Here is a 23,582-nt window from a genome sequence, read left to right as displayed (position 1 = left end):
ATTATGAAATTAAATGAAATTATCGGCGCTGCAGTAGACAATAGCATGTCTTACCAACAATATCGAGCATTTGTGGAAGCCCACACCGCAAATGGCACCAACTCTGGCGCTGAACAATCAGCAGACCTCGCAGAATATACAAAGTTGAATAACCAGCGCATGAAGCGACTGGATAAAACCGTAAAACTTCTACCAGAATCTGAGGAGTTTTTGAGAAATTTTGAAAAAGATGTCTATTTCCTTGTCATCACAGAAAGTTGGTGTGGTGATGCTGCGCAAACGATACCCATGATCAATGCGGTGGCACATGCTGGAGGGATTGATTTAAAGATTGTGTTGCGGGATGAAAACCTAGATCTGATGGATCAATTCTTAACGGACGGTGGTAGATCTATTGCAAAACTTATATTAGTAGATAATACTACAGGTTTACCAGTGGCTAATTGGGGTCCGCGACCTACTGAAGCGACTGAAATAGTAGCAAAAGAAAAAGAAGAAAAAGGAATGTTCTCACCAGAATTTAAACAAGAGCTGCAAAACTGGTATAATAAGGATAAAGGAAAGGGAACCGAGCAGGATTTGATGGCGATTTTAAAATCTATTCTGTCAACAACATAAGACCTTAAGAAATTATTGTTGGTTAAGTATTTCCTCAAACTCTTCAATATCCAGAGCATTTTCAACTCGATAATTCCCTATTGCTGTTCTGCGCAACGCACTTAAATGACCGCCGTTGTTTAAAGCCGCGCCATAATCGTTAGCCATAGATCTGATGTAAGTTCCTTTGGAACAATCTATTTTGAAATCCACTTCAGGTAATTCAATACGAGTCAATTCAAAGTCGGTTACAGTGACCGTTCTTAACGCGATTTCTGTAGTTTCTCCAGCTCTTGCAAGCTCGTACAGACGTTTACCGTCTTTTTTGATGGCGCTGTAAATGGGTGGTTTTTGTTGAATTTCACCAGTGAACTGTGCAGTAGTTTCCTTTAATAAATTTGGAGTGAGCTGGTCGATAGGAAAGGTTTGATCGATTTCTGTTTCCAGGTCAAAGCTGGGCGTTGTAGCGCCTAAAGTTATGGTTCCCGTGTATTCCTTTTCTTGAGCTTGATAGGTAGTTATGTTCTTAGTCTCTTTCCCGGTACAGATAATCAACAAACCAGTAGCAAGCGGGTCGAGCGTGCCAGCATGACCTACCTTAATCTTTTTCAAACCATAGCGCTGCTTGATCATCCAGCGTACTTTATTGACCAGTTGAAACGAGGTCCAGTTTAATGGTTTGTCGAAGAGTAGGACGTTGCCGTTGCTGTAGGGGTTGTCTGGAGATTTGGAATTCAATAGTAGAGTTTCAATTGATGATAAAGATATTATAGCGCCATACTTCCAGCAATAATCGCCACTATTCCTACTGCAAAACAGTAATAAGAAAAGTAATGTAACTTTGCTTTTTTAACAAGTGAGATCATCCAGGTACAAGCCACCAGTCCGGTAATGAACGCCGCTATAAAACCGACGATTAATGGCAAGCTATTGCTAACTTCCATGCTCAGATCGCCACTCATAACATCCTTGGCAATTTTTCCTATAATCAATGGCACCACCATTAAAAAAGAAAACCGAGCCGCTTTTGTACGGTCATTCCCTAACATTACAGATGTCGATATAGTAGCACCACTCCTAGAAATACCCGGTAATATGGCAATCGCTTGAGCAATGCCTATAATTACGGCATCTTTCCAGGTCACTGATTTACCAGTATGTTTTGCCCGGCCAGCGAGAAATAATAATAAACCAGTGACAATAAGCATGAAACCGACTAATAACACACTACCGCCAAATAAAGACTCCAACTCTTCTTCAAACATCAACCCTACAAATACGGCGGGAATCATTGATAATATAATCTTTAACGAAAACTGAGTTTCCTCATTCCATTTAAAAGAGAAGAGTCCTTTTAATAATTCAAATATGTCTTTTCTAAAAACAACGATGGTGCTCAACGCGGTGGCAAAGTGCAGCACCACGGTGAACATTAAACTTTCGTCTGGCACCATCTGGTCGCCCAGAATTGCCTTGCCTAATTCTAAATGCCCGCTGGAAGAAACCGGCAGGAATTCTGTTAATCCCTGTATTACGCCCAGGATTAGTGCATCAATTACCTCCATTACTTATCCGGATCTAAAAGAATCGCATATACTTGAATTCCAAAACCAATGATCACCAGCGCAGGCGCTAAACGTATCCGCGTCCATGAGAAAATTTCTGGATTGAACACATTGGGATCATCGCTACCGCCACCTGCCATGAAAATAAAACCTAGCGCAATTACCACCAGACCTATAATCATCCACATATAATTCTTCTTCTTAAACACAAACCCAAAAACCGGCTGCACATAATCGGGCTCCGTATTTTTTACAGGTTCGTTCTTTTTAATTGATTTGCTCATAATTTTGCTATATGATCTAAGTCCTAAACATTAGAACTATTTTATTGCATGTTATAATTCAAAATCTCTTTAGCGACAAAAAGCCCCATTGTCCTGCGGACATTTCCCCAAAGGGGAAAAACGCATCAATATCATTGATCATTTTATGAGGTTGGTTCCCAATAATTTTTGAAATTTACCTCATACCTCATACCTCATACCTCATACCTCATACCTCATACCTCATACCTCATACCTAATAGTACAGCTGATCCGTTCTCAAATTCAAATATCTCGTCGTTGCAAAAAACGTACTCACTAGACTGATCAATACCCCAAAAACCAAAACGCCCACAAACAAAATCGCGAGCATTTTATAATTTTGCAAAATCTCCAATTCTGGAACATAGCCATCCATCCAGTACACTACACCGCCCAATGCCACTAGGGCTAATAAAGCACCGATGACGCCCAGTTTAATACTGGTCAAAATAAACGGCATGCGTATAAATCCTTTTGTGGCACCTACCATTTGCATGGTTTTAATGGTAAAACGTTTGGCGTAAATTGATAATCTGATGGAGCTGTTGATCAGGAGGAACGCGATAAAAATAAACACTCCGCTAACGATCAACATCCAGAAAGAGATGCGTTTTACGTTCTCATTCAATAGGGAAACCAGCGGTTTGTCATAACTCACTTCTTGAACAAAATCCTTGGCCGCAAGATCATCAGCAATCTGCTGGATCTGGCTATCATCCACAAACTGTGCATTCAAACGCACGTCGATGGAGTTGGGGATCGGGTTAAAGCCGTCTAGTTTAGCAACGAAATCTTCACCCAGATCTTCAATGGTTTTTTTAGCACCTTCCTCGCTGCTTACAAAAATAGCGCTTTTAGTATAATCCGCCATTTGTAGCGATTTCTCTAATTGCTGCATTTCAATATCCTTAGCGGTATCCTTAAAATAAATCGACATAGGAACCTGCTCGCGGAAGTAATCAGCTAATTTCTGACTATTAAGGAGGAAAAACCCCTGAAGTCCCAGCATAAATAAAACCAAAAATACACTGATCACTACCCAAAAATAGGAGCTAAACACGCGGCGTTTCTGATAAGAAGAAGAAGATGCCATAAATTGCAGTTGCAAGGGATTAAGAGAGCAAAAATAACAAAGTTCCAGAGCTGTCTGGGTTTACAACGCCATAAGTTTCTTACTTGTTGCAAACAGCCTATTTTTGTGCCCTTAATTACGACCACATGTTACTGTACGATCACAAGGAAATTGAAGCGAAATGGCAAAAGCACTGGAAAGATAATGGCACTTTCCATGCCCAGAATCATTCTGATAAACCTAAGTTTTATGCGCTCGATATGTTTCCGTATCCTAGTGGTGCCGGGCTTCATGTGGGTCATCCGCTAGGATATATTGCTAGTGATATCGTGAGTCGATACAAACGCCACACCGGTTTCAATGTATTGCATCCCATGGGCTACGACAGCTTTGGGTTACCGGCAGAGCAGTACGCCATTCAGACGGGTCAACATCCAGCGATCACTACAAAAGATAACATTGCGCGATACCGGGAGCAGATGGATCGCATCGGTTTTAGCTTTGACTGGTCGCGGGAAGTGCGCACGTCGTCACCCGATTATTATAAATACACACAAGAGATTTTTATCCTGCTTTTTGACAGTTGGTATGATAATATTGCAAATAAAGCACGTCCTATAAGTGAGCTGGAATTTTGCTTTCGCGAAAGCGGAACAACCTCCATCAATGCTGCAACTACAGAAGATTTACAACAGTTCAACGCGGCACAATGGAACGCTTTTACGGAAAACGAAAAGCAGGAAATATTACTCGATTACCGGTTGACATTTTTAGCAAATACTGAAGTGAACTGGTGTCCAGCGTTGGGAACTGTACTCGCAAACGACGAGATCGTCAACGGCGTTTCAGAACGCGGCGGCCATCCAGTCGTGCGCAAAAAAATGCGCCAGTGGATGATGCGGATAAGCGCATTTGCAGACCGCTTATTGAACGATTTGGAAGATCTCGATTGGAGTGAATCCATCAAAGAAATTCAGCGCAACTGGATCGGGAAGTCGATAGGATCGATGGTGTCATTTAAACTTGATGGAAATTTTCCCCTTTGGGGAAATGCCGCAGGCAATGGGGCTGATGCTATTCAGAAAGATCTTAAAATCGATGTCTTTACCACCAGACCAGACACCATCTATGGTGTCACCTTCATGACGCTTGCACCAGAGCACGAGTTGGTCGACATCATCACAACCGCAGAGCAAAAACAGGCCGTAGAGGCCTATAAAAAAGCAACATCTGCAAGATCAGAACGCGAGCGCATGGCAGATGTCAAAACGATCTCTGGAGTGTTTACGGGAGCCTACGCCACGCATCCATTAAGCGACGAAAAGATCCCAATCTGGATAGGCGATTATGTACTTGCGGGCTACGGAACTGGCGCCGTCATGGCCGTTCCCTGCGGCGATGAACGCGACCATGCTTTTGCAAACCATTTTGCAGAAAAAAACGGAATGCCAGAAATCAAGAATATTTTTGAAGGCATCGATATAAGCGAAGAGGCCTACGCAGCAAAAGACGATACAAAATTAACCAACAGCGAGTTCCTCAACGGGTTGAGCTACAAATCTGGCGCCATGGCAGCTGCCATTGAAAAGCTCGAAGAAACAGGCGCAGGAAAAGGAAAAACAAATTATCGCCTGCGCGATGCCGTTTTCTCTAGACAACGTTATTGGGGCGAACCATTCCCGGTTTACTATAAGGACGGTTTGCCACAAATGATTGATCGTAAGTATTTACCGCTGGAGCTTCCAGAAGTAGATGAATATTTGCCGACTGAGGATGGCGCGCCGCCGTTGGGAAGGGCTAAGGAATGGTATTGGGATGCGGTGAATAATAAAGTTGTGGCCAACCCATCCCTAGCCCTTCCCAAAGGGAAGGGAACTTCTTCTTCTTCAGAAAAAGCTAGTTTTTCGGAAACTGAGGAGAAGTCCGCTTTAGGTTATTTTACGGCTAAGCCTGAGATCGCCTCTACATTGCTGGAGCGAGCTCAAGAAATGCGTAAAAATCCAACGGATGCAGAAGTGACTTTATGGAAAGAATTAAAAGGAAAAAAACTAGAGTATAAATTCAGACAGCAACACCCGATAGGCGAATTTATCCCTGATTTTGTTTGCCTTACCAGAAAGTTAATTGTTGAGGTTGATGGAAAATATCACGAGTTTCAAATTGATAAAGATGACGCTCGAACTCATAAGCTGGAGCAAAAGCTAGGGTACAAAGTTTTAAGATTTACAAATGAACAAATCACAAACTCACTTGAATCAGTTTTAAAGAAAATCACCGAAGCATTAGAACAACGTCCTAATTTTTTCCCTGGAAAAAATGAAGTCCTTCCTTTTGGGAAGGATTTAGGATGGGTTGGCGATCAGAATGAAATCTACCCACTAGAACTCAACACTATGCCTGGCTGGGCAGGAAGTTCTTGGTATATGTTCAGATACATGGATGCCAATAATGAAACAGAAATCTTCTCCAGCGAAGCGCAAGAATACTGGCAGAACGTCGATCTATATATAGGAGGAAGCGAGCACGCAACGGGTCACTTGTTGTACAGTAGATTTTGGATAAAGTTGCTGCATGATTTGGGCAAAATCACTGTTATCGAGCCGTTCCAAAAGATGATCAATCAAGGGATGATTTTGGGGGAAAGTGCTTTTGTCCATAAAGTAACGATGATGTTTCCTGTTACTGCTGGAGATAAGTTTAGAAATTACACTAAAAACCAAATAAAGCACTTGGAAGAACTCAATGATAGATTCCCAGATCTATTCATTAGTTCAGAGTTTTACGAAAAGAATTTCCATGATTTACCAACTGTTGTGGAACTAAATAACGAATGGAGCTTTGAAAATTTAAAAAACTTCGTCGACTCTATTGATGATTCTTTAATTGATCCAAATATTCTGTCCATTGGCGATATGAAAATTCATTCAGACGTATCTATTGTTGATGTCCACAATAATTTAAATATTTCTGAATTTAAAAAATGGAGAGCTGATTTTGCGGACTCTGATTTTATCACTGAACAAGATCGTACATTCAAAGTCTCCCGCGAAGTAGAAAAAATGTCCAAGTCTAAATACAACGTCGTAAATCCAGACGATATCTGTGATCAATATGGGGCAGACACCTTGAGGTTATACGAGATGTTTCTAGGTCCGCTGGAGCAGGCAAAGCCATGGAATACGGCTGGAATCACAGGAGTTTACGGATTCATGAAAAAGCTGTGGAAGCTGTATCATGATGACAATGGTTTTAATGTGAGCGATGAAAAAGCATCGCCAGACAGCATGAAGACCTTGCATAAAACAATTAAAAAAGTACGTCAGGATATTGAGGATTTCTCATTTAATACCAGCGTGAGCAGTTTTATGATCGCCGTCAATGAACTGACCGCTCAAAAATGCAACAACCGCGAGGTTTTGGAACCACTGGCAGTTCTGGTTTCTCCATATGCGCCACATATCGCAGAAGAGCTGTGGTCTTTATTAGGACACAAAGAATCCATCAGTACTGCGGCATTCCCAGTATTTGAAGAAAAACACATGGTAGAAAGCAGCAAAACTTATCCAATTTCTTTCAATGGAAAAATGAAATTCACGCTTGATTTACCAACTGATGTTTCTAAAGATGAGTTGGAAAAAATGGTTTTGGAGAACGATAAAGTTCAAGAGCAATTGGAAGGAAAAGTAGTCCGTAAAACGATTATTGTTCCCGGTAAAATTGTGAATTTTGTGGTAGGGTAGGTCAAAGTAACGCGCCTTTTTCATAAGGGTAGGCTTAAGCCTACCCTTATGAAAACCAACTATAAAACGATTTCCGGTCATTACTAAAATAGGCGAAGACAGATTGTTGCCTTGTACAGTAAAACAATACGGATTAGTTGAAGTTGCAATTAAGCTTATTTCTAGTTCTGGAATTCATTCAAATGTTGTGGAACTTCAGCCTATCCGTTTTCACTGCTATCGCCATGAATTCACGTTTCCTGTTTCTAGGAAAGGAATTTTTAGGTTTTAGTATTTTGAGAGTTTTGTTGTTTCAAGTAGTGTTTATTCCAAATCATAATAGGACTATATCAACGGCTCCTCGCCTAGAAACAGGGGAGGACAGATTGGCTTCGCCGTTTACGGTGATGCAATCAGGAGTGGTTGAAGTTGCAATTAAGCTTGTTTCTAGTTCTGGAATTCATTCAAATGTTGTGGAACTTCAACCTATCCATTTTCACTGCTATCGCCTTGAATCGACCTTTCCTCTTTTTAGGAAAGGAGTTTTTGGGGTTTTATTATTTTGAGAGTTGTGTTGTTGTACAGATGCTTCTGTCAAATTATTATTTGAATTTCTGGGAAAGGAGTTTTTAAAATTTTAACCAATAATCGGCAATTTGAGAACCGCTAGTTCAAAATGCTATGCATGCATATTGATTACCGCTTACAACGTATGACCGCATCACGGCAAAAACTATCTTTGCACGATGCAGAAAATCCTTTCTTATCCTCTATCGGTTTTGCAGCTGATTTTGTTTTTTTTAGTATTGCTGATTTTTCATCCCATCCAGATGATTTGTCACTGGATAGGAGGCCATGACCTGCATCAGAAAAGTGTGTCGGCATTAAATTGGTTTTTGATGGGCACGCAATTGGTGTTGTTCAATAGATTTTCTGTTAGTTTCAAGGAAGAATTACCGGTGGGTCCATCTTATATTTTTGTGAGCAACCACCAAAGCATGTTTGACATACCACCGTTAATCTATTTTCTAAGAAGATATTATCCAAAATTTGTGGCTAAAAAAGAGCTGGCTAAAGGTATCCCTAGCATCTCTTTGAACTTGAGAATAGGCGAGAATTGCGCCATTGATCGCAAAAACCCTAAAGAAGCTATTGTGGCACTTTCAAGTTTTGCCAAAAATGTCGAAGAAAAACACCGCAGTGTTGTCATTTTTGCAGAGGGAACTCGCAGTAGAACCGGCGTTCCTAAACCTTTTCAAGTGCGTGGATTACAAACAATTTTTAAACATGTACCAGACGCGGTGGTAGTTCCCGTGACAGTGAATAACAGCTGGAAAGTGGATCGTTATGGCAAGTTTCCCTATGGAATGGGCAACCATATAAGCCTCACGATTCATGAACCTATGCCCATCGCAGGAAAAGATCCCGTCGATATCATACAAGCGGCACAATCTGTGGTGCATAACAGTATAACATCAACTGCCGTTTAATGCAATGAGATTGTTAATGTTTTCGCTTTCGCGAAAGCGTACTCGGCTGAAAACCTTATATTTAATAAATTAATTTAACTAATGATAAAACCCCTTAAAAATATCCGAATCGAGGTTATGCAATCCTTGGAATCAAAGGTCGAGTCCTTCATGGACAAGTTCTTGATTCCCGTGGAAAAAATATGGCAGCCTACGGATTTCTTACCAGATTCTACCGTTGATGGTTTCTTTGATAAATTGAAGGAATTGCGCGAACTGGCTAAGGAATTACCGTACGATTTCTGGGTAACGCTTGTAGGAGATACGATCACAGAGGAAGCACTACCAACTTACGAATCCTGGTTAATGGATGTAGAAGGAGTGAATCAAATGGAAGGAAAAGGCAACGCCTGGTCAAAATGGGTACGCCAGTGGACATCTGAAGAGAACCGCCACGGTGACGTTTTGAACAAGTATTTATACCTTTCTGGCCGTGTAAATATGCGTGAGGTTGAGGTTACTACTCAACACCTGATTGCTGACGGTTTTGATATAGGAACAGATCGTGATCCTTATAAAAACTTTGTGTACACCAGTTTTCAGGAACTAGCGACTTACATTTCCCACAACCGTGTTGCCAAAATGGCTCGTGAGTACGGCAGCACAACGCTATCGCGCATGTGTCGTATTATTTCTGGAGATGAAATGCGTCACCACAAAGCATATTCAACATTTGTCGATGAGATCTTTAAAGTGGATCCTAGCAATATGATGATTGCCTTTAAAGAAATGATGGTTCACAAAATCGTGATGCCTGCACATTTTTTGAGAGAATCTGGACAGACGATAGGAGCAGCATTTGAAGATTTTTCAAACAGTGCACAGCGCATAGGCGTTTATACTGCACAAGATTATATCGATATTTTACGCAGTTTGAACGAGACTTGGGATATTGCAAACATCAACAACCTCACGGATGAAGCAGAAAAAGCTCGTGATTACTTGATGAAGTTACCAGCTCGTATGGAACGCGTTGCACAACGCATGAAAATTCCAGCAGAATCCCATACTTTTAAATGGGTGCAACCAGCTTTGGTTGGTGGATGATATTTAAGTTGTAGTTGATGGTTAGAATTCTATAATTTTGATGATCGATTACTACTTTTAGTTATAATCGACAATTGACTTTAAAAAAACCTCTCAAGGCACAGCTTTGAGAGGTTTTTTCTATTTATAAAATATCAAATTGTCTGATTTATAAAGGTATTACTAGTTTGAACTTCTATTGAGAGGGTCAGTCTACTGCTGTAGTTTATGGTATTATATGGGAAACTGATAACCATAAATCAATTAGCAAACTTTTTAAGAAACATAGTCTTTACCCATTAGGGATTAAGGGTTGCTGTGATAATTATCAAATAGATAACTCATAATTGTACTTTAACCTATCCGTAGTTCCTTCCAGTAATTATCTGGCTTTAACCCTACTTTAGTCCCGGGATAAATACGGCCCAGTGTTTTAGGCTCAAAGAATGTATAGGGATAAGAAATAACTGGTGCGCTGGCAGCCTTTAATTTTTCCATGGATTCTGCAGGAATGGTGAACTCAAGTGCGCTCATATTCTCTTTGATTTGAGATAGTTTAGTCGCGCCCACAAGGACGGTTGCTACACTAGGCTGACTTGCGATCCAGTTGATGGCAACGCTTGCCATGGGCTGGTTGATTTCTTCACTTACCTCGTGGAGTGTTTTGACGATATTCCAGTTGCGCTCGTTGTCTTTAGAACTTACCTCGCCGCCATTATCGGTAATTTGTTTCAAGCGTCCTTGCACGTCTTTTTGGCCATCGATCCCGGGCTTGTATTTCCCAGAAAGCAAACCGCCGCCTAGCGGTGACCACGCCATTATACCAGCATTCATATCCTGAGTCAAATCGATAAATTCATTTTCAATCGTACGCTGTATCAATGAGTATTCTAGTTGCAATGCGCAAATAGGTTCATAGTTATTATATCTCGCAATAGTTTGAGCTTTACTAGCATACCAGGCGGGAACATTAGAAAAAGCGTAATGAAGAATTTTTCCTTCTGTAACGAGGTCGTTTAAAGTTCGCATTACTTCTTCTACAGGTGTCATGCGATCCCAGCAGTGCATTATATAAAGGTCGATGTAATCTGTTTGAAGACGTTTAAGTGACTCTTCCAGAGTGCGTCTGATGTTTTTACGGGAATTCCCGCCACCATTGATAAATTTTTCTTCTGTGTTGTTGAATGTAAATTTTGTGGCCAGAACGATGGATTCTCTATTCTTCCGTTCTTTCATGAAATCGCCTATAAATTTCTCGCTGGTTCCACCGGTGTACATATCTGCTGTGTCCACAAAATTACCGCCGTTTTCTAGGTAGCAATCAAAGATTTTAGCACTGTCTTTCTTTTCAATTCCCCATCCCCATTCTGTCCCAAAGGTCATTGTTCCTAGTGCCAGCCTGCTTACTCGCAATCCAGTGTTTCCTAATGTGTAATATGTGTCCAGCGCCATGTTTAAAGTATTTGTTGTTAAAAGTAGACTCTTATGTCAGTCTAATGGTAAGTTAGTTCGCTTTCGCGAAAGCGAAATTAAACTCATCTTAAAATTCCTAAACAATTTCCAGCATAGGAGTGGCGCAATAATTGTTACTTTGATGGCTATGAAATTGTACAGAAACAGCCTGCGTAACCGGATTTTTTTCTCCATGATCCTATTGACGCTTATTTCCAGTGTGCTTATTGCAGGAATGTCGATTTATCAATATACAGAACAAGGCAAGGATTACCACAATAAACGTTTGCAGCGCAAGGAGGAAGCGATCCTTGAGAGTCTTAGATATACCCTAGAAAAAACAGACTGGTCAAATACAACGGATAATCTGCCCTTTATTTTTGACCCGGTAATTTCAGAGATTAGCGATGTTCACAAAATGCCAGTTATTATCTACGATCTGCGCGGACATTTGATCAAGACTTCTGATAGAAATTTTGTTTCGGGAGACATGAAAATGCAATTGGACTCTCTCACGTTATACAACCTTAGAAATGCTGATGAAGGTAGGTATGTCTATCAATTTAGTGAGGAAGGCCTGACTTTTAGATCTAGTTATACCTACTTAAAAGACGACCGTTTTAAAAATATTGCAATTATTCATTTGCCTTATCTTGAGAACGATGACTTCATAGATTATGAGCTTACAGAGTTTCTTTACCGTATAGGAATCGTGTATATTCTAATGTTCATGTTTTCAATTTTGATCGCTTATCTTTTATCTAGATACATCACAAAATCGATACGGGAAATCAGTGATAAAATCAAGAAGCTAAGCATTTCAAAACGTAACCAGAAGATTCACGTTGATGTTACTGGATCTGAAGAGATCAACACTCTAGTAGAATCCTACAACGATATGGTGGATGAGCTGGAGGAAAGCGCGGTCAAACTAGCGACGAGTGAACGAGAGCAAGCCTGGAGAGAAATGGCCAAACAGGTCGCGCACGAGATTAAGAACCCCCTAACGCCCATGCGTTTAACGGTTCAAAGTTTTCAACGCCGTTTTGACCCTGAAGATCCTGAAGCTACTGCAAAACTAGCTGAGTACTCAAATTCACTTATCGAGCAAATCGATGTTATGAGCAATATCGCTGGAGCATTCTCTACCTATGCCACCATGCCAGCTCAAAAAACAGAGCAGACGAATGTTCCAAAAATTACACAGCTAGCGCTGGACATCTTCATTGATTCTGACATTCATTACAGCGAGGATTCGACCGATTTGTGTGCCATATTTGACAGGACACAATTGATAAGAGTGGTCACTAATCTCGTGAAAAACGCAATGCAAGCGGGACATCCTGATCGGGAATCAATAATTCACGTTTGCGTGACTCATAATGAGAATCAAATTTTCCTATCTGTGGAAGACAACGGGATGGGTGTGCATCCAGATAACGAATACAAAATATTTGAACCCAAATTCACTACTAAAAATAGTGGTATGGGTCTTGGACTTGCGATGGTAAAACAAATTGTAGAAAATTTCAACGGAACCATTTCTATGAAAACCGTTTATGGAGAAGGGGCAACCTTTACCGTTAGTTTGCCTAGGAGTAAATGATAAACGTATAAGTATACAGAAGGTTCAGATTTGCCTGGGTTTTAATCTTGTCCAGGTCTCATAGACCCATTTATTTTGGCTGTTTTGGTTCAATTTAGCAAAGGAGTTCTCATTCTCATTCTCTGAATAGCTATTGCACAGGTTCTTACTACTAATTGTTAGTATAAACTTTCGTTGTTAACGCTCTCTGCATATCTTTAGGTTGTATTAACCTGTTTTTGCAACAAGAATCATTTTCTTTAGACATTGAACATTAAACATTGAACATTGAACATTGAACATTGAACCAAAAAGACTCTAAACTTATCTCATGAACAACATACTTATAGCTACCGAAAACCAAATCGCCACCATAACTATAAATAGACCTAATAAGCTCAATGCCTTAAATAAAGAAACGATAGAAGAATTAGGGACTGCCTTTGCAGACTTAGAGGAAGATGAAGGTGTTCGTGTGGTTATCATCACAGGTTCTGGAGAGAAAGCTTTTGTTGCAGGAGCAGACATTTCTGAGTTTGCCGACTTTGACGAAACAGAAGGAAAGAAATTGGCTGGTAAAGGACAAGCCGAGCTTTTTGATGTCATTGAAAATTGTTCAAAACCAGTCATAGCAGCCATTAATGGTTTTGCGTTGGGTGGCGGTCTTGAACTTGCCATGGCAGCGCATTTTAGAGTAGCAAGTGATAATGCCAGATTGGGTTTACCAGAAACATCTTTGGGCGTGATCCCGGGATATGGGGGAACGCAGCGTTTGCCGCAATTGGTAGGTAAAGGTCGTGCGATGGAAATGATTATGACGGCAGGAATGATCAATGCTGGAACAGCACATTCCTATGGACTTGTTAACCACGTGGTGACTTTAGAAGAGTTGATTCCTACTTGTGAGGAGCTAGCCCATAAAATTATAAAGAACAGTCCTATGGCGATTGCCGCAGCGATTGATGCGGTTAATGCTGGATATATGGATGGCACCGATGGTTACCAGGTAGAGATCGATAATTTCGGAAGCTGTTTTGGAACCGAGGAATTTATTGAGGGAACCACCGCCTTTTTAGAAAAGCGTAAAGCAGAGTTTTAATTTAAATTTTAAAATACAAATCAATGCCTGGAATTTGGTCGATTGCACTTCTCATTTTATTATCCTTCGCTGTAATCGGCTTTGGTGTCTTGGTTTTTTATCTTATAAGATATTTCAAGCGAAAGTCTCAGTCGCAATCAGCTATTGATGAAATCTAATATCGCTTTCGCGAAAAATGGAGTTATCAATTATTCATTTAACTCACGATGTGGTAGAATTAAATACCTCACATGTGATTTATGAGGCTTGTGATTTCTCCGTTTTGCTAAAGCCTAATATTTTATACTAATCATTGACATGAGAATAATTATCTCGTTAATCATTCTGGTTTTACTACTGATTTCTTGCCAAAATAATACCTCAAAACCCGCATCCATTGCTACAACAAAGCAGTTTCCAGCATTAGAAGGTCAAGATGATAAAACTGCGTTTTTACAGGAAATTTTTGATGCTGATCAAAGCATACGAACACAATCAAATGAGATTAAGGAAAAATACGGAGTTGATAGTGATGAAGATATTGAGTTTGCAAAAAGTATAAATGCCGTCGACGATGCAAATCTGGAAAAAATAGGTTGGTATCTAGAGAAGTATGATTATCCAGATATGAAAATCTATGGAGAAACTATAAGCCTCACGCCTGCGTTGGTAGTTCATCATTCGATTGATAAGAACGTAAGAAGAACTTTTTATCCCAAGTTCAAATCAGCATACGATAACGGATTACTAAAACCAGATTTTTTTGCCTTGTACCTTGGAAGAATCTATGAAATTGAAAATGGGAGTTATTTTAGAATGAAAAGCCCTTATCAGATTGAAGATCAGATTGACTCCTTGATTGTAGAGTTGAACCTGGAAGATTGACAGGTTATTTTAGAGAGTTTCGGTTTCATGCAGGAATCAACATTCACTTAATTTGAATCTCTCATAAAATAGCACCAGAATATCGCTTTCGCGAAAGCGAATTATCCCCTAAACAAGAAGAAGTCATCTTTCATGTCCTCGATCTTTTCGTCTTTATTAGTGATGATGTATTCGAGAGCTTTTTCTGTAAACTCCAGACCTTTACGGGTGAGAGAAACTACTTGATTTTCAATCGTGATCATATTGTTCTGAACCGCAAGATCCAGCACCGACTTTGCCCTGACCCGCCTCCAATTGATATGCTCTTGCAAGTGAGCAACACCGCGTTCTTCCGTACTATCATGATTGTTGAGGTGTAATAGGAATGTGAGAAGGGATACTTCTTTACGCTGGCGATTTTGACGCAAGAGAACGGCAATAAGTCCTTTGCTGGGAGCAAAGAAATATATTCCCAAAAACAATAACCCTAGCACGGTAGTTATCGATCCAGATATGGAAGCGTCTAACAATCGAGCCAGCCAGTAGCCACCGATGGCACTGCTTACCCCAAATAATATCGAAAGTACCAACATTTTCTTCAAGTCTGTAGTTAGCAAATAAGCTGCTGCTGCCGGTGTGATCATTAACGCCACAACCAGAATTGCACCCACGGCATCAAAGGCGGCAACGGTTGTTACTGACGCTACACTCATCAATCCGTAATGTAAAATAACAGGCGAAAATCCCAAAGCAGATGATAACCCTACATCAAAGGTGCTCAACTTTAATTCCTTGTAAAAGGCGAGCATCAGAGAAATGGTAATCAATAATATAACCGATATAGTCCATAAGGCCTTTGGGCCGATATCAGTATCATTGATGTAAAACCGATCAAATGGTGCAAAAGCAAGCTCGCCTAATAAAACAGCATCCACATCCAGATGGACATCGTTAGCATTCTGGGCAATCAATATAACACCGATGCTGAACAATGCAGGAAATACAAGCCCTATGGCTGTATCTTCCTTAACTAATCCAGTTTTTTGAATCATTTCTACTAATATCACGGTAATAATCCCACTGAAGGCCGCCAGCAAAATGAGCAATGGTGAGGCTAGATCTTGAGTAATCATGAAACCGATGACTATTCCCGGCAGGATGGAATGACTTATCGCATCGCTAATAAGCGCCATTTTACGCAATACGAGAAACACTCCTGGAATCGCACAAGCGGCAGCGGTCACTGCAGCAATCATCTGTATTTCTATGGATGGATTCATGATTCTGGTAGATTAGTGGTGTACAGGTTTGATGCTTTTTTAAAACCATCGTCTGTTAGGGACCAGTTGGCTCCTTGAATGGTGATCCAGTTTTTTTGCTCTAATTGGGATAACGTGTTTTTTGTAAAACCTTGAAAATTGTTAAGTATTCGAATCGCGTGCGGTCTAGAGATATCATCGTGGTTTTTAACGATGGAATACATGAAATAAAGTGTTTTTTGTAATTCTAATTCCCGCCTGTTCCTTATCAGCCGTATTTGCTTGAACAAAATGCCGCGGCCTGGTGAGAAAATAAAAGAAACTGCTACAAAGACGGAGGCGACAAGAACGATTACTGGTCCTGTAGATAGATTGGTCTGACTGGCACTAATCGCTGTACCGAAAACGCCTGAAAACATCCCGAAAATTGCAGCTAATAATACCATTACGCTTAGACTGTTGGTCCATTGACGTGCTGCAGCCGCAGGAGCCAGCAACATGGCACTCATTAAAACAACACCCACCGTTTGCAAACCGATGACAATTGCCAGAACAATAAAAAAACTAATGAGGCCATCTATAAATTTAGTGTTGAAACCGAGTGTCATGGCATAGTCTTTATCAAATAACAACAGTTTAAATTCTTTCCAGAAAAGCAGCAATACCAGCAAGCTAACTCCAGTAACAATGGACATCAAAATCACATCACTTTCTACTAAAGTTGCCGCTTGACCAAAAAGATATTTGTCCAGTCCTGCCTGATTAGCATTGGGCTGTTTCTGAATGTAGGTAAGCAATAACATTCCAAAACCAAAAAATAAACTCAATATCAACCCCAAAGCGGTATCGGTTTTCAAGTGCGTTTTAGATACGATTCCTCGAATCCACCAAGTTCCTATGAGTCCGCTAACAAGCGCTCCTAGTAGTAAAACATTAGTATCCTTAGCTCCTGTGATTAAAAATGCAATGGCGATTCCCGGTAAGGCCGCATGAGAAATAGCATCGCCCAACAAACTTTCCTTCCTCAAAACGGCAAAGCTTCCTAGCATTCCGCATATCGCACCCAGAACCGCGGTTCCCAGCGTTATGGTTCTGAGTGTATAATCTGTGAAGTATTGTGTTATATCCACCTCTAATTATTTATGATCTTTTTATTTTAAATTTTGATGGAGAAATACCTCATCCCAGCCCTCTCCAGCGTAGAGGGGAATTTGTTTTTTATTAAATGATTAAATTGTTGTTTCTCATCATATTTATTTAAATTTTACCTCATACCTCATACCTCATACCTCATACCTCATACCTCATACCTCATACCTCATACCTCATTATTTCTGCACCGCTACTTTATAATTAATCCCATAGGTCTTGGTTAGGTTATCATCATTAAAAATATCTTTGACTGGACCGGTGGCAATGTGTTTTACATTCAAGAAAGTCACCCAATCAAAATATTCTGGAACCGTTTGTAGATCGTGATGTACGACAATAACAGTTTTTCCAGCTTTTCTTAACTCCTTTAAAATATTGATGATTGCAATTTCAGTAGTGGCATCCACACCTTGGAAAGGTTCATCCATAAAGTAAATCGCTGCATCTTGTACCAGGGCTCTAGCTAGGAAAATACGTTGTTGTTGCCCGCCTGAAAGTTGGCTAATTTGTCGGCTTTTAAAAGCTAGCATTCCTACTTTCTCTAGAGCTTCCAGCGATTGCTTTTTCTCCTTAGCTCCCGGTCTTTTAATCCAGCCTAACGAGCCGTAAGTTCCCATCATCACTACGTCCAGGGCCGTGGTAGGAAAATCCCAGTCTACACTTCCCTTCTGCGGTACGTAGGCGACTTTGTCACGTTGTTTAGAATAAGGCTTTCCAAAAATCGCAACAGATCCAGCAATAGGATCGATGATTCCCAGAATGGATTTGATTAAAGTAGATTTTCCCGCACCATTAGGTCCCACGATTGCCATGAGTACTCCTTCAGGTATTGATAAATCAATATCCCAGAGTACAGGTTTGTAATTATAGGCGACGGTCAAATCATCTACAGCAACAGCTATTTTTTCTACCATTATTTAAGTGCGTTAACAATCGTTTTGACATTATGTTTGTACATCCCGATGTAAGTTCCTTCATCAGTACCAGCACTTCCTAGAGCATCACTATATAATTCTCCACCTATACTGATCTCGTGATTTTGCGCTTGCACTGCAGCCTGCAAAGCTTCAACAGTACGACGCGGGACGCTACTTTCAATAAAAACAGCTTTTACCTTATTATCAATTATGAACTGAGTGATACGTTGTACATCCTGCACACCAGCTTCAGTAGCCGTAGAAATTCCTTGAAGACCAACTACATTGAAACCAAAACGACGGCCAAAATAATTGAAAGCATCGTGTGCGGTTACTAAAATTCTTTTCTCTTGCGGCAGTTCATCAATCTTAGCAATGAGTTCCTTCTTCAATTCTTTGATCTTTTCCAGGTAGGTATCTCTGTTTTCCACATAATAAGCTGCATTTTCGGGATCATTTTCGGTTAGTTTTTCTGTGACATAGACGGTCATTTGTGACCAGTAATCCACATCAAACCAAATGTGAGGATCATAGCTGCTGGCAAAATACTCGCTACCTATAAGTGTGCTTTTATCAAGTGCATCGCTAATAGCAATGGTATTTTTTCCTTGAGACGCCATCTTTTCAAATACATCTACCAGTTTCCCTTCGAGATGTAGGCCACTGTAAAAAATAATGTCGGCATTATAGAGTTTTGAGACATCACCTTCACTGGCTTTATAAAGATGTGGATCAACGCCACTACCCATTAAACCTTCCACGGCTACTTTATCGCCACCTATGTTCTCCAGCATATCTGTAATCATTGTGGTCGTGGTCACAATTTTTAATTTCCCGTTATTTGTGTCATTATTACGGCAGGAAACAAGTAGTAATACCACCATAAAATATAGAATATTCTTCATAATTGTGTTGTTCTTAATTTTTTCGCTTTCGCGAAAGCGGGCATTTTCAAAGCCGTTACAAAATTCAAATAGTAGTTTTTAAATACAGGTTATTTGCAATATGCTGAGATATATGAAGTGCTTTAAGCTCTGTTTTTATTATGAAGGATTGATCAAATTCTTCACGGTCCATGATTTCAACAGCACTACCCAACCCTACATTATGCTTATCAAGATATTTCAAAAATTCTTTTGAAGTATCTATGACACCTGTGATTTTCCCGCGATCGCCTTTCTTAAGTTTTGAAAGCTGTATTTGAGTGACCTCCTGATAATTTCCAGCCTTGTCTGGAATGGGGTCACCGTGAGGGTCAATTCTGGGGAAACCTAAATGTTTGTCGAGTTCGTCAATGAGTTTGGTCGATTGAACATGTTCTAGTTGTTCTGCAATTTCATGGACTTCATCCCACGTGAAGTTCAATTTTTCCACGAGAAAGACTTCCCATAAGCGGTGCTTTCTAATGATTTTATTTGCGCAATCAACACCGGTTTGAGTAAGTTTTGTTCCTTTATATGGAATGTAATCAGCTAGATTTTTACCGGCTAATCGTTTGAGCATTTCTGTGACAGAAGATGCTTTGGTATTCATTTTATCGGCGATCTCATTGGTAGATACGAGCACTTCGCCTTTTTGCAGGTGATGAATGGTCTTGATGTAATTCTCCTCTGAAACCGTTTGCATGCGGCAAAGGTAAATTATTTATATGTCACTGCGGAATATAGTATTAGGTAAGACTAAAAAATATTTAAGTACGAATTAGATTTCCCAATGAGACTTGGGATTATTTACCTAGTATGATGATTTTACGGTTATGTATTTAATTTCGAGAGTAATCCTCATCGGTGTTTCAAGAGACTCTGAAATAAACTAAAAGTGACAGATAAATAGAAGGTATTATTTGCGGTTTAGGCACAATGTAATGAGCACTTAAAATTTAGGTAATTTCCTTAGCTTGTTTTAGAAGAAGGTTAAGAAACCCCAAGTGATGTTTTAATCTTTATTTGAACTAGAAAGCAAGTTTCGATGGTGCTTGAACTAACAATTAAAGTGGCATCTGAAACGTAGTTATAATTACCACCTGAGTTTTGTACTTCTCTAATTTGAAAATAAAAAAAAGGAATTAGCAATCAAGATTTCCAGGCAAATTAAGAATTGGCAATGAGTGACTTTAGGTTTATTTCAAGAGACTGCAAAGAAACTAGTACATTCCACGTTCCTTCTGGATCGTTTCATAAGCTTCTTGAACCTTAGTAAACTTTTCCCGGGCACCCTTGATGTAGGCTTCATCCATATCTACCAACTTGTCGGGATGATATTTTTTAGCCATAGTACGGTATGCTTTTTTAACCTCGTGGTCTGGAACGGACTTGTCAATTTCCAAGATCTTATAGGCGTTGTCCTGATCCTTAACAAACATCGCTTTGATGGAAATAAAGTCCCGCTGCGTCAATCGTAAATAACCTGCGATTTGTTCTAAAACTCTTACTTCAGAATCTCTCACGTGTCCATCAGATTGTGCAATGCCGAAGAGGAAGTGTAAAATTTGCAATCGAGATTCATAACGCGTTCTCGCATTCAAATACTCACAAACACGTGAGGCATTGACCTCGTGTTTTTTGACAACATCATTAAAAACGCGAAAAATTGCATTAGCTCGCTCTTTCCCATAGTTGCTAACAAAATATTGCTGCACATATTGCAGCTCGCTAGAAGTTACATTTCCATCTGCCTTCATGACGATGGAGGAAAGTGTCAATAAATGGAGTTCAAAATCTTGTGCGCTAACCGTTGTGGAGCGCTGCTGGAAAGGACTTCCAGTGGTACGTTGCGTCGTGTTTGAGCTGTTTACAAACAGCGAATACAACCATCGCAACACAAAAAACAAAAATATATAACCGAAAAAACTCATGTGCTCAATTAGCCTGCAAAAGTACACAATCGACCACAGTCATCAAACGTCTAAAAGAGGATTGTCTCAATCTGTATAACTTGACTTTAAAACGTAAATATCTTCAATCAACGCTTTGATGTCTTCCTTGTCAGTGCCATCATAAGACCGCTCTCGCAGTCGACCTTCCTTATCTACTAACAGAAAGTTTTCTGTATGAATCATGGCATTTTCACCGCCGTACTTATTTTTTTTAGCAGCGAGGTAGGATTTTCTGGCGAGGTCATAGATCTGCTCACGATCACCGGTAACAAGATTCCATTTAGCATCAATCACACCCTTGCGGTCCGCATATTCCCGCAAAACTTCCACACTATCAATTTCTGGCGTAACGCTATGTGACAGCAGCATAACCTCAGGATCATCCTTGAATTCTTCTTGAATCATGGTCATGTTCTTAGTCATGATTGGACAAATACTGGGACAGGTGGTAAAGAAGAAATCAGCGACATAAATTTTGTCTTTGTAGTTCTTCTCTGTAATCGTGTCTCCATTTTGATTGATCAATTTGAAAGGCGCTATTTTGTGATATTTTTTTACAAAAAGCATGCTGTCATCCACTAGTGAAGGGTCAAACTGGTCTGGTTGCAATACAGAAAGCCGCCGTTCTGGTGTCAATAATTGCTGAATAGCAATCATGATAACCGTCGATAGTACGACCATAAAAATAATACGATACTTATTATGTACAAAGAATTCCCGCATGACTTGTATTTGCTACAAAATTACAATCTTATCTACTCATTAGTGGCGTTATTACTGCATAACTAACAGTTTTAAGCACACTTTTATAAGAGTCGTGTTTAATGGTTTCAATGGTCTTGCTTTCGTAAAAACATGCTCTTTTCCAAAGCCTAGATAAAGCTATTGTTTACAGCTTTTTAGTGATTTTATGTAGAAGGTTATAAGACTTTTCCAAGCAGCTACCGATATTCCAGTGACTTATCACCTACAATGAACTTATTATGTTGCATTATTTACATTTTACCGCTGTCATCAAGTTGAATTAGAAGCGACAAACCTTCCAATAAATAATAAGGAGCAGATTACCTTAGGAAAAGTTCGCTTTCGCGAAAGCGAACTTTTCAACGGATTATGCTTCATATTAAAAAAAAAGACGGAAAATACGTTCTTAAATAAGAGGTAATCCGTTAACTGCTTGTTTTTGATTAAACCTAAACCGAATCCCTTATTTTTGCCGCTTGAAAATTTAATGAACATATGCATCCCACGATTGTATTAATTATAAACTTTTTGATGAGTCTTTCCCTGCTCATCGTCCTTCATGAAATGGGTCATTTTATTCCTGCCAGACTCTTTAAAATTAAGGTGGAGAAGTTTTATCTGTTTTTTGATATTAAATTTTCTCTTTTCAAAAAGAAGATAGGCGATACTGTTTATGGAATAGGCTGGTTGCCGCTGGGTGGTTATGTGAAGATTGCCGGGATGATCGATGAGAGTATGGACAAGGAACAGATGGCATTGCCGCCTGAACCCTGGGAATTTAGATCAAAACCGGCGTGGCAGCGATTGATTGTGATGCTGGGCGGTGTGACTGTAAATGTTATCGTTGGGTTTATCATCTGTGCAGGTTTACTTTATACTCAAGGAACACAAATTGCGCATGGTACTGACTTCAAATATGGTTTTGGTTATGCTAAAACTTTGGAAGAAATAGGTTTTGTACAGGGAGATAAGGTCATACTGATCAATAATGATACTTTAGAGAATGCTAGTGCCTTGCATCAGCAACTGGTTTTGAGAGATGTGCAAACGGTGAGCGTACTGCGTAACAATGAGATGGTTCAAATCGACATTCCAGAAGATATAGGTAACCGGATGTTTCATGATGGTGTGATGGGGTCCCTTGATTATAGGTATCCTTTTGTGGTGGATTCTCTAACTCCTGGTGGTCTTGCAGAATCTCTAAAAATCAAGCGTGGCAGTAAAATTACCTCAGTAGGCGGTTACCCTATCGATTATCAAACTGATGTAACTTATGCTCTCAATAATAATGTAGATGCTGAAAAGCCATTCATTATGTCGATTGTGGAAAACGGAAATCAACGTGATGTTGAGCTTACCATGACTGATGAACAATTGAAAGATGGATTTGGCATGTATATGCGACCTATAGAAAAGGATATTTATAAGGTTAGTACTAGAAATTACTCTGTAGGAGAAAGTATTCCTGCGGGAATTTCTAAGGGATACTGGATCATGCACGATTACATTGCGCAGATGAAGTACATCTTTACAAAGAAAGGTGCAGGACAACTGGGTGGTTTTGGAACGATTGCCAAGTTATATCCAGATACTTTTGACTGGGTCAAATTTTGGGGCACAACAGCTTTGATATCATTTATTCTTGCAGTGATGAATATCTTACCTATCCCAGCGCTAGACGGTGGTCATGTCGCGTTCTTACTCTATGAAATCATTACCGGTCGCAAGCCGGGAGACAAGTTTATGGAACGTGCACAAATCACAGGAATTCTTATTTTACTTGTTTTGATGCTCTATGCAAATGGGAACGATATTTACCGCTGGTTGTTTGAATAAAAAAGAG

General features: G+C 39.9%; 20 protein-coding genes. 8 read left to right on the top strand and 12 right to left on the bottom strand.

Features of this window, described 5'->3' with window-relative positions; translation table 11 throughout:
- Nucleotides 1-3 precede the first annotated feature (3 nt).
- Entirely contained in the window at nucleotides 4-618 is a 615-nt protein-coding gene (locus tag IQ282_RS08540) for a thioredoxin family protein (RefSeq protein WP_194851444.1), read from the top strand.
- 12 nt (nucleotides 619-630) lie between these two features.
- Here IQ282_RS08540 and truB read toward each other — a convergent pair whose 3' ends face one another.
- The 4 genes from truB to IQ282_RS08520 all read right to left on the bottom strand — a co-directional run bounded on the left by truB (nucleotide 631) and on the right by IQ282_RS08520 (nucleotide 3,560).
- The gene (gene truB, locus IQ282_RS08535) at nucleotides 631-1,335 is read right to left on the bottom strand and encodes a tRNA pseudouridine(55) synthase TruB (protein WP_194851443.1); all 705 of its coding nucleotides are present in this window, start codon (nucleotides 1,333-1,335) and stop codon (nucleotides 631-633) included.
- A gap of 29 nt (nucleotides 1,336-1,364) precedes the next feature.
- Nucleotides 1,365-2,162 (bottom strand): undecaprenyl-diphosphate phosphatase, encoded by a 798-nt coding sequence (locus tag IQ282_RS08530; RefSeq protein WP_194851442.1) that lies wholly within the window; start codon nucleotides 2,160-2,162, stop codon nucleotides 1,365-1,367.
- On the bottom strand, nucleotides 2,162-2,446 hold the full coding sequence (locus IQ282_RS08525) for a DUF3098 domain-containing protein (RefSeq protein ID WP_194851441.1): 285 nt from the start codon (nucleotides 2,444-2,446) through the stop codon (nucleotides 2,162-2,164). The genes IQ282_RS08530 and IQ282_RS08525 overlap by 1 nt, the downstream gene beginning before the upstream one ends.
- A gap of 235 nt (nucleotides 2,447-2,681) precedes the next feature.
- Nucleotides 2,682-3,560 (bottom strand): cell division protein FtsX, encoded by an 879-nt coding sequence (locus tag IQ282_RS08520; RefSeq protein ID WP_194851440.1) that lies wholly within the window; start codon nucleotides 3,558-3,560, stop codon nucleotides 2,682-2,684.
- A 125-nt stretch (nucleotides 3,561-3,685) separates the two neighbouring features.
- Here IQ282_RS08520 and IQ282_RS14985 point away from each other — a divergent pair, with 125 nt between their 5' ends.
- The 3 genes from IQ282_RS14985 (at nucleotide 3,686) to IQ282_RS08495 (ending at nucleotide 9,834) form a co-directional block, all read left to right on the top strand.
- Nucleotides 3,686-7,279, top strand: coding sequence for a leucine--tRNA ligase (locus IQ282_RS14985; RefSeq protein WP_228547275.1), 3,594 nt, complete (start codon nucleotides 3,686-3,688; stop codon nucleotides 7,277-7,279).
- Nucleotides 7,280-8,004: 725 nt separating this feature from the next.
- Complete coding sequence (locus IQ282_RS08500; RefSeq protein WP_194851439.1) at nucleotides 8,005-8,748, top strand: lysophospholipid acyltransferase family protein; 744 nt, start codon at nucleotides 8,005-8,007, stop codon at nucleotides 8,746-8,748.
- A gap of 81 nt (nucleotides 8,749-8,829) precedes the next feature.
- The gene (locus tag IQ282_RS08495; RefSeq protein WP_194851438.1) at nucleotides 8,830-9,834 is read left to right on the top strand and encodes an acyl-ACP desaturase; all 1,005 of its coding nucleotides are present in this window, start codon (nucleotides 8,830-8,832) and stop codon (nucleotides 9,832-9,834) included.
- Nucleotides 9,835-10,167: 333 nt separating this feature from the next.
- On the opposite strand, the gene IQ282_RS08490 is transcribed toward IQ282_RS08495, so the two are convergent.
- Entirely contained in the window at nucleotides 10,168-11,265 is a 1,098-nt protein-coding gene (locus tag IQ282_RS08490) for an aldo/keto reductase (protein ID WP_194851437.1), read from the bottom strand.
- Nucleotides 11,266-11,413: 148 nt separating this feature from the next.
- Between IQ282_RS08490 and IQ282_RS08485 the strand changes: the two genes are divergently transcribed.
- From IQ282_RS08485 to IQ282_RS08475, 3 genes are all read left to right on the top strand, one after another.
- Complete coding sequence (locus IQ282_RS08485; RefSeq protein WP_194851436.1) at nucleotides 11,414-12,871, top strand: sensor histidine kinase; 1,458 nt, start codon at nucleotides 11,414-11,416, stop codon at nucleotides 12,869-12,871.
- A gap of 310 nt (nucleotides 12,872-13,181) precedes the next feature.
- Nucleotides 13,182-13,949, top strand: a complete 768-nt coding sequence (locus IQ282_RS08480) for an enoyl-CoA hydratase/isomerase family protein (RefSeq protein WP_194851435.1) — start codon at nucleotides 13,182-13,184, stop codon at nucleotides 13,947-13,949.
- Nucleotides 13,950-14,246: 297 nt separating this feature from the next.
- Nucleotides 14,247-14,813, top strand: a complete 567-nt coding sequence (locus IQ282_RS08475) for a hypothetical protein (RefSeq protein WP_194851434.1) — start codon at nucleotides 14,247-14,249, stop codon at nucleotides 14,811-14,813.
- Nucleotides 14,814-14,914: 101 nt separating this feature from the next.
- Here the strand turns inward: IQ282_RS08475 and IQ282_RS08470 are convergent, their stop codons facing one another.
- From IQ282_RS08470 to IQ282_RS08440, 7 genes are all read right to left on the bottom strand, one after another.
- On the bottom strand, nucleotides 14,915-16,072 hold the full coding sequence (locus tag IQ282_RS08470; protein ID WP_194851433.1) for a metal ABC transporter permease: 1,158 nt from the start codon (nucleotides 16,070-16,072) through the stop codon (nucleotides 14,915-14,917).
- Nucleotides 16,069-17,181 carry a metal ABC transporter permease gene (locus IQ282_RS08465; RefSeq protein ID WP_194851432.1) on the bottom strand — a complete coding sequence of 371 codons (1,113 nt, stop codon included), beginning with the start codon at nucleotides 17,179-17,181 and terminating at the stop codon, nucleotides 16,069-16,071. The genes IQ282_RS08470 and IQ282_RS08465 overlap by 4 nt, the downstream gene beginning before the upstream one ends.
- Nucleotides 17,182-17,379: 198 nt before the next feature.
- A complete protein-coding gene (locus tag IQ282_RS08460) occupies nucleotides 17,380-18,117 on the bottom strand; it encodes a metal ABC transporter ATP-binding protein (RefSeq protein ID WP_194851431.1) in 738 nt (245 codons plus the stop codon).
- Nucleotides 18,117-19,025 (bottom strand): metal ABC transporter solute-binding protein, Zn/Mn family, encoded by a 909-nt coding sequence (locus tag IQ282_RS08455; protein ID WP_194851430.1) that lies wholly within the window; start codon nucleotides 19,023-19,025, stop codon nucleotides 18,117-18,119. The genes IQ282_RS08460 and IQ282_RS08455 overlap by 1 nt, the downstream gene beginning before the upstream one ends.
- Before the next feature lie 64 nt (nucleotides 19,026-19,089).
- Nucleotides 19,090-19,746: a metal-dependent transcriptional regulator gene (locus tag IQ282_RS08450; protein WP_194851429.1), complete on the bottom strand. Its 657-nt coding sequence runs from the start codon at nucleotides 19,744-19,746 to the stop codon at nucleotides 19,090-19,092.
- 517 nt (nucleotides 19,747-20,263) lie between these two features.
- Entirely contained in the window at nucleotides 20,264-20,974 is a 711-nt protein-coding gene (locus IQ282_RS08445) for a molecular chaperone DjiA (RefSeq protein ID WP_194851428.1), read from the bottom strand.
- A gap of 66 nt (nucleotides 20,975-21,040) precedes the next feature.
- A complete protein-coding gene (locus tag IQ282_RS08440) occupies nucleotides 21,041-21,718 on the bottom strand; it encodes an SCO family protein (RefSeq protein WP_194851427.1) in 678 nt (225 codons plus the stop codon).
- A gap of 552 nt (nucleotides 21,719-22,270) precedes the next feature.
- Between IQ282_RS08440 and rseP the strand changes: the two genes are divergently transcribed.
- Nucleotides 22,271-23,575 carry an RIP metalloprotease RseP gene (rseP, locus tag IQ282_RS08435; protein ID WP_194851426.1) on the top strand — a complete coding sequence of 435 codons (1,305 nt, stop codon included), beginning with the start codon at nucleotides 22,271-22,273 and terminating at the stop codon, nucleotides 23,573-23,575.
- Nucleotides 23,576-23,582: the final 7 nt, after the last annotated feature.

This window comes from Nonlabens antarcticus, assembly GCF_015356755.1.
GTDB classification, from domain to species: domain Bacteria; phylum Bacteroidota; class Bacteroidia; order Flavobacteriales; family Flavobacteriaceae; genus Nonlabens; species Nonlabens antarcticus.
The sequence above is the reverse complement of the archived record's forward strand: the minus strand, read 5'-3'. Positions and strand labels throughout refer to the sequence as shown.

Excerpts from the sequence above, each read along its gene's own strand:
- IQ282_RS08540 (WP_194851444.1), top strand. The coding sequence starts at position 4 with ATGAAATTAAATGAAATTATCGGCGCTGCAGTAGACAATAGCATGTCT.
- IQ282_RS08530 (WP_194851442.1), bottom strand. The coding sequence starts at position 2,162 with ATGGAGGTAATTGATGCACTAATCCTGGGCGTAATACAGGGATTAACA.
- IQ282_RS08525 (WP_194851441.1), bottom strand. The coding sequence starts at position 2,446 with ATGAGCAAATCAATTAAAAAGAACGAACCTGTAAAAAATACGGAGCCC.
- IQ282_RS08520 (WP_194851440.1), bottom strand. The coding sequence starts at position 3,560 with ATGGCATCTTCTTCTTCTTATCAGAAACGCCGCGTGTTTAGCTCCTAT.
- IQ282_RS14985 (WP_228547275.1), top strand. The coding sequence starts at position 3,686 with ATGTTACTGTACGATCACAAGGAAATTGAAGCGAAATGGCAAAAGCAC.
- IQ282_RS08500 (WP_194851439.1), top strand. The coding sequence starts at position 8,005 with ATGCAGAAAATCCTTTCTTATCCTCTATCGGTTTTGCAGCTGATTTTG.
- IQ282_RS08495 (WP_194851438.1), top strand. The coding sequence starts at position 8,830 with ATGATAAAACCCCTTAAAAATATCCGAATCGAGGTTATGCAATCCTTG.
- IQ282_RS08490 (WP_194851437.1), bottom strand. The coding sequence starts at position 11,265 with ATGGCGCTGGACACATATTACACATTAGGAAACACTGGATTGCGAGTA.
- IQ282_RS08485 (WP_194851436.1), top strand. The coding sequence starts at position 11,414 with ATGAAATTGTACAGAAACAGCCTGCGTAACCGGATTTTTTTCTCCATG.
- IQ282_RS08480 (WP_194851435.1), top strand. The coding sequence starts at position 13,182 with ATGAACAACATACTTATAGCTACCGAAAACCAAATCGCCACCATAACT.
- IQ282_RS08475 (WP_194851434.1), top strand. The coding sequence starts at position 14,247 with ATGAGAATAATTATCTCGTTAATCATTCTGGTTTTACTACTGATTTCT.
- IQ282_RS08470 (WP_194851433.1), bottom strand. The coding sequence starts at position 16,072 with ATGAATCCATCCATAGAAATACAGATGATTGCTGCAGTGACCGCTGCC.
- IQ282_RS08460 (WP_194851431.1), bottom strand. The coding sequence starts at position 18,117 with ATGGTAGAAAAAATAGCTGTTGCTGTAGATGATTTGACCGTCGCCTAT.
- IQ282_RS08455 (WP_194851430.1), bottom strand. The coding sequence starts at position 19,025 with ATGAAGAATATTCTATATTTTATGGTGGTATTACTACTTGTTTCCTGC.
- IQ282_RS08450 (WP_194851429.1), bottom strand. The coding sequence starts at position 19,746 with ATGCAAACGGTTTCAGAGGAGAATTACATCAAGACCATTCATCACCTG.
- IQ282_RS08445 (WP_194851428.1), bottom strand. The coding sequence starts at position 20,974 with ATGAGTTTTTTCGGTTATATATTTTTGTTTTTTGTGTTGCGATGGTTG.
- IQ282_RS08440 (WP_194851427.1), bottom strand. The coding sequence starts at position 21,718 with ATGCGGGAATTCTTTGTACATAATAAGTATCGTATTATTTTTATGGTC.
- rseP (WP_194851426.1), top strand. The coding sequence starts at position 22,271 with ATGAGTCTTTCCCTGCTCATCGTCCTTCATGAAATGGGTCATTTTATT.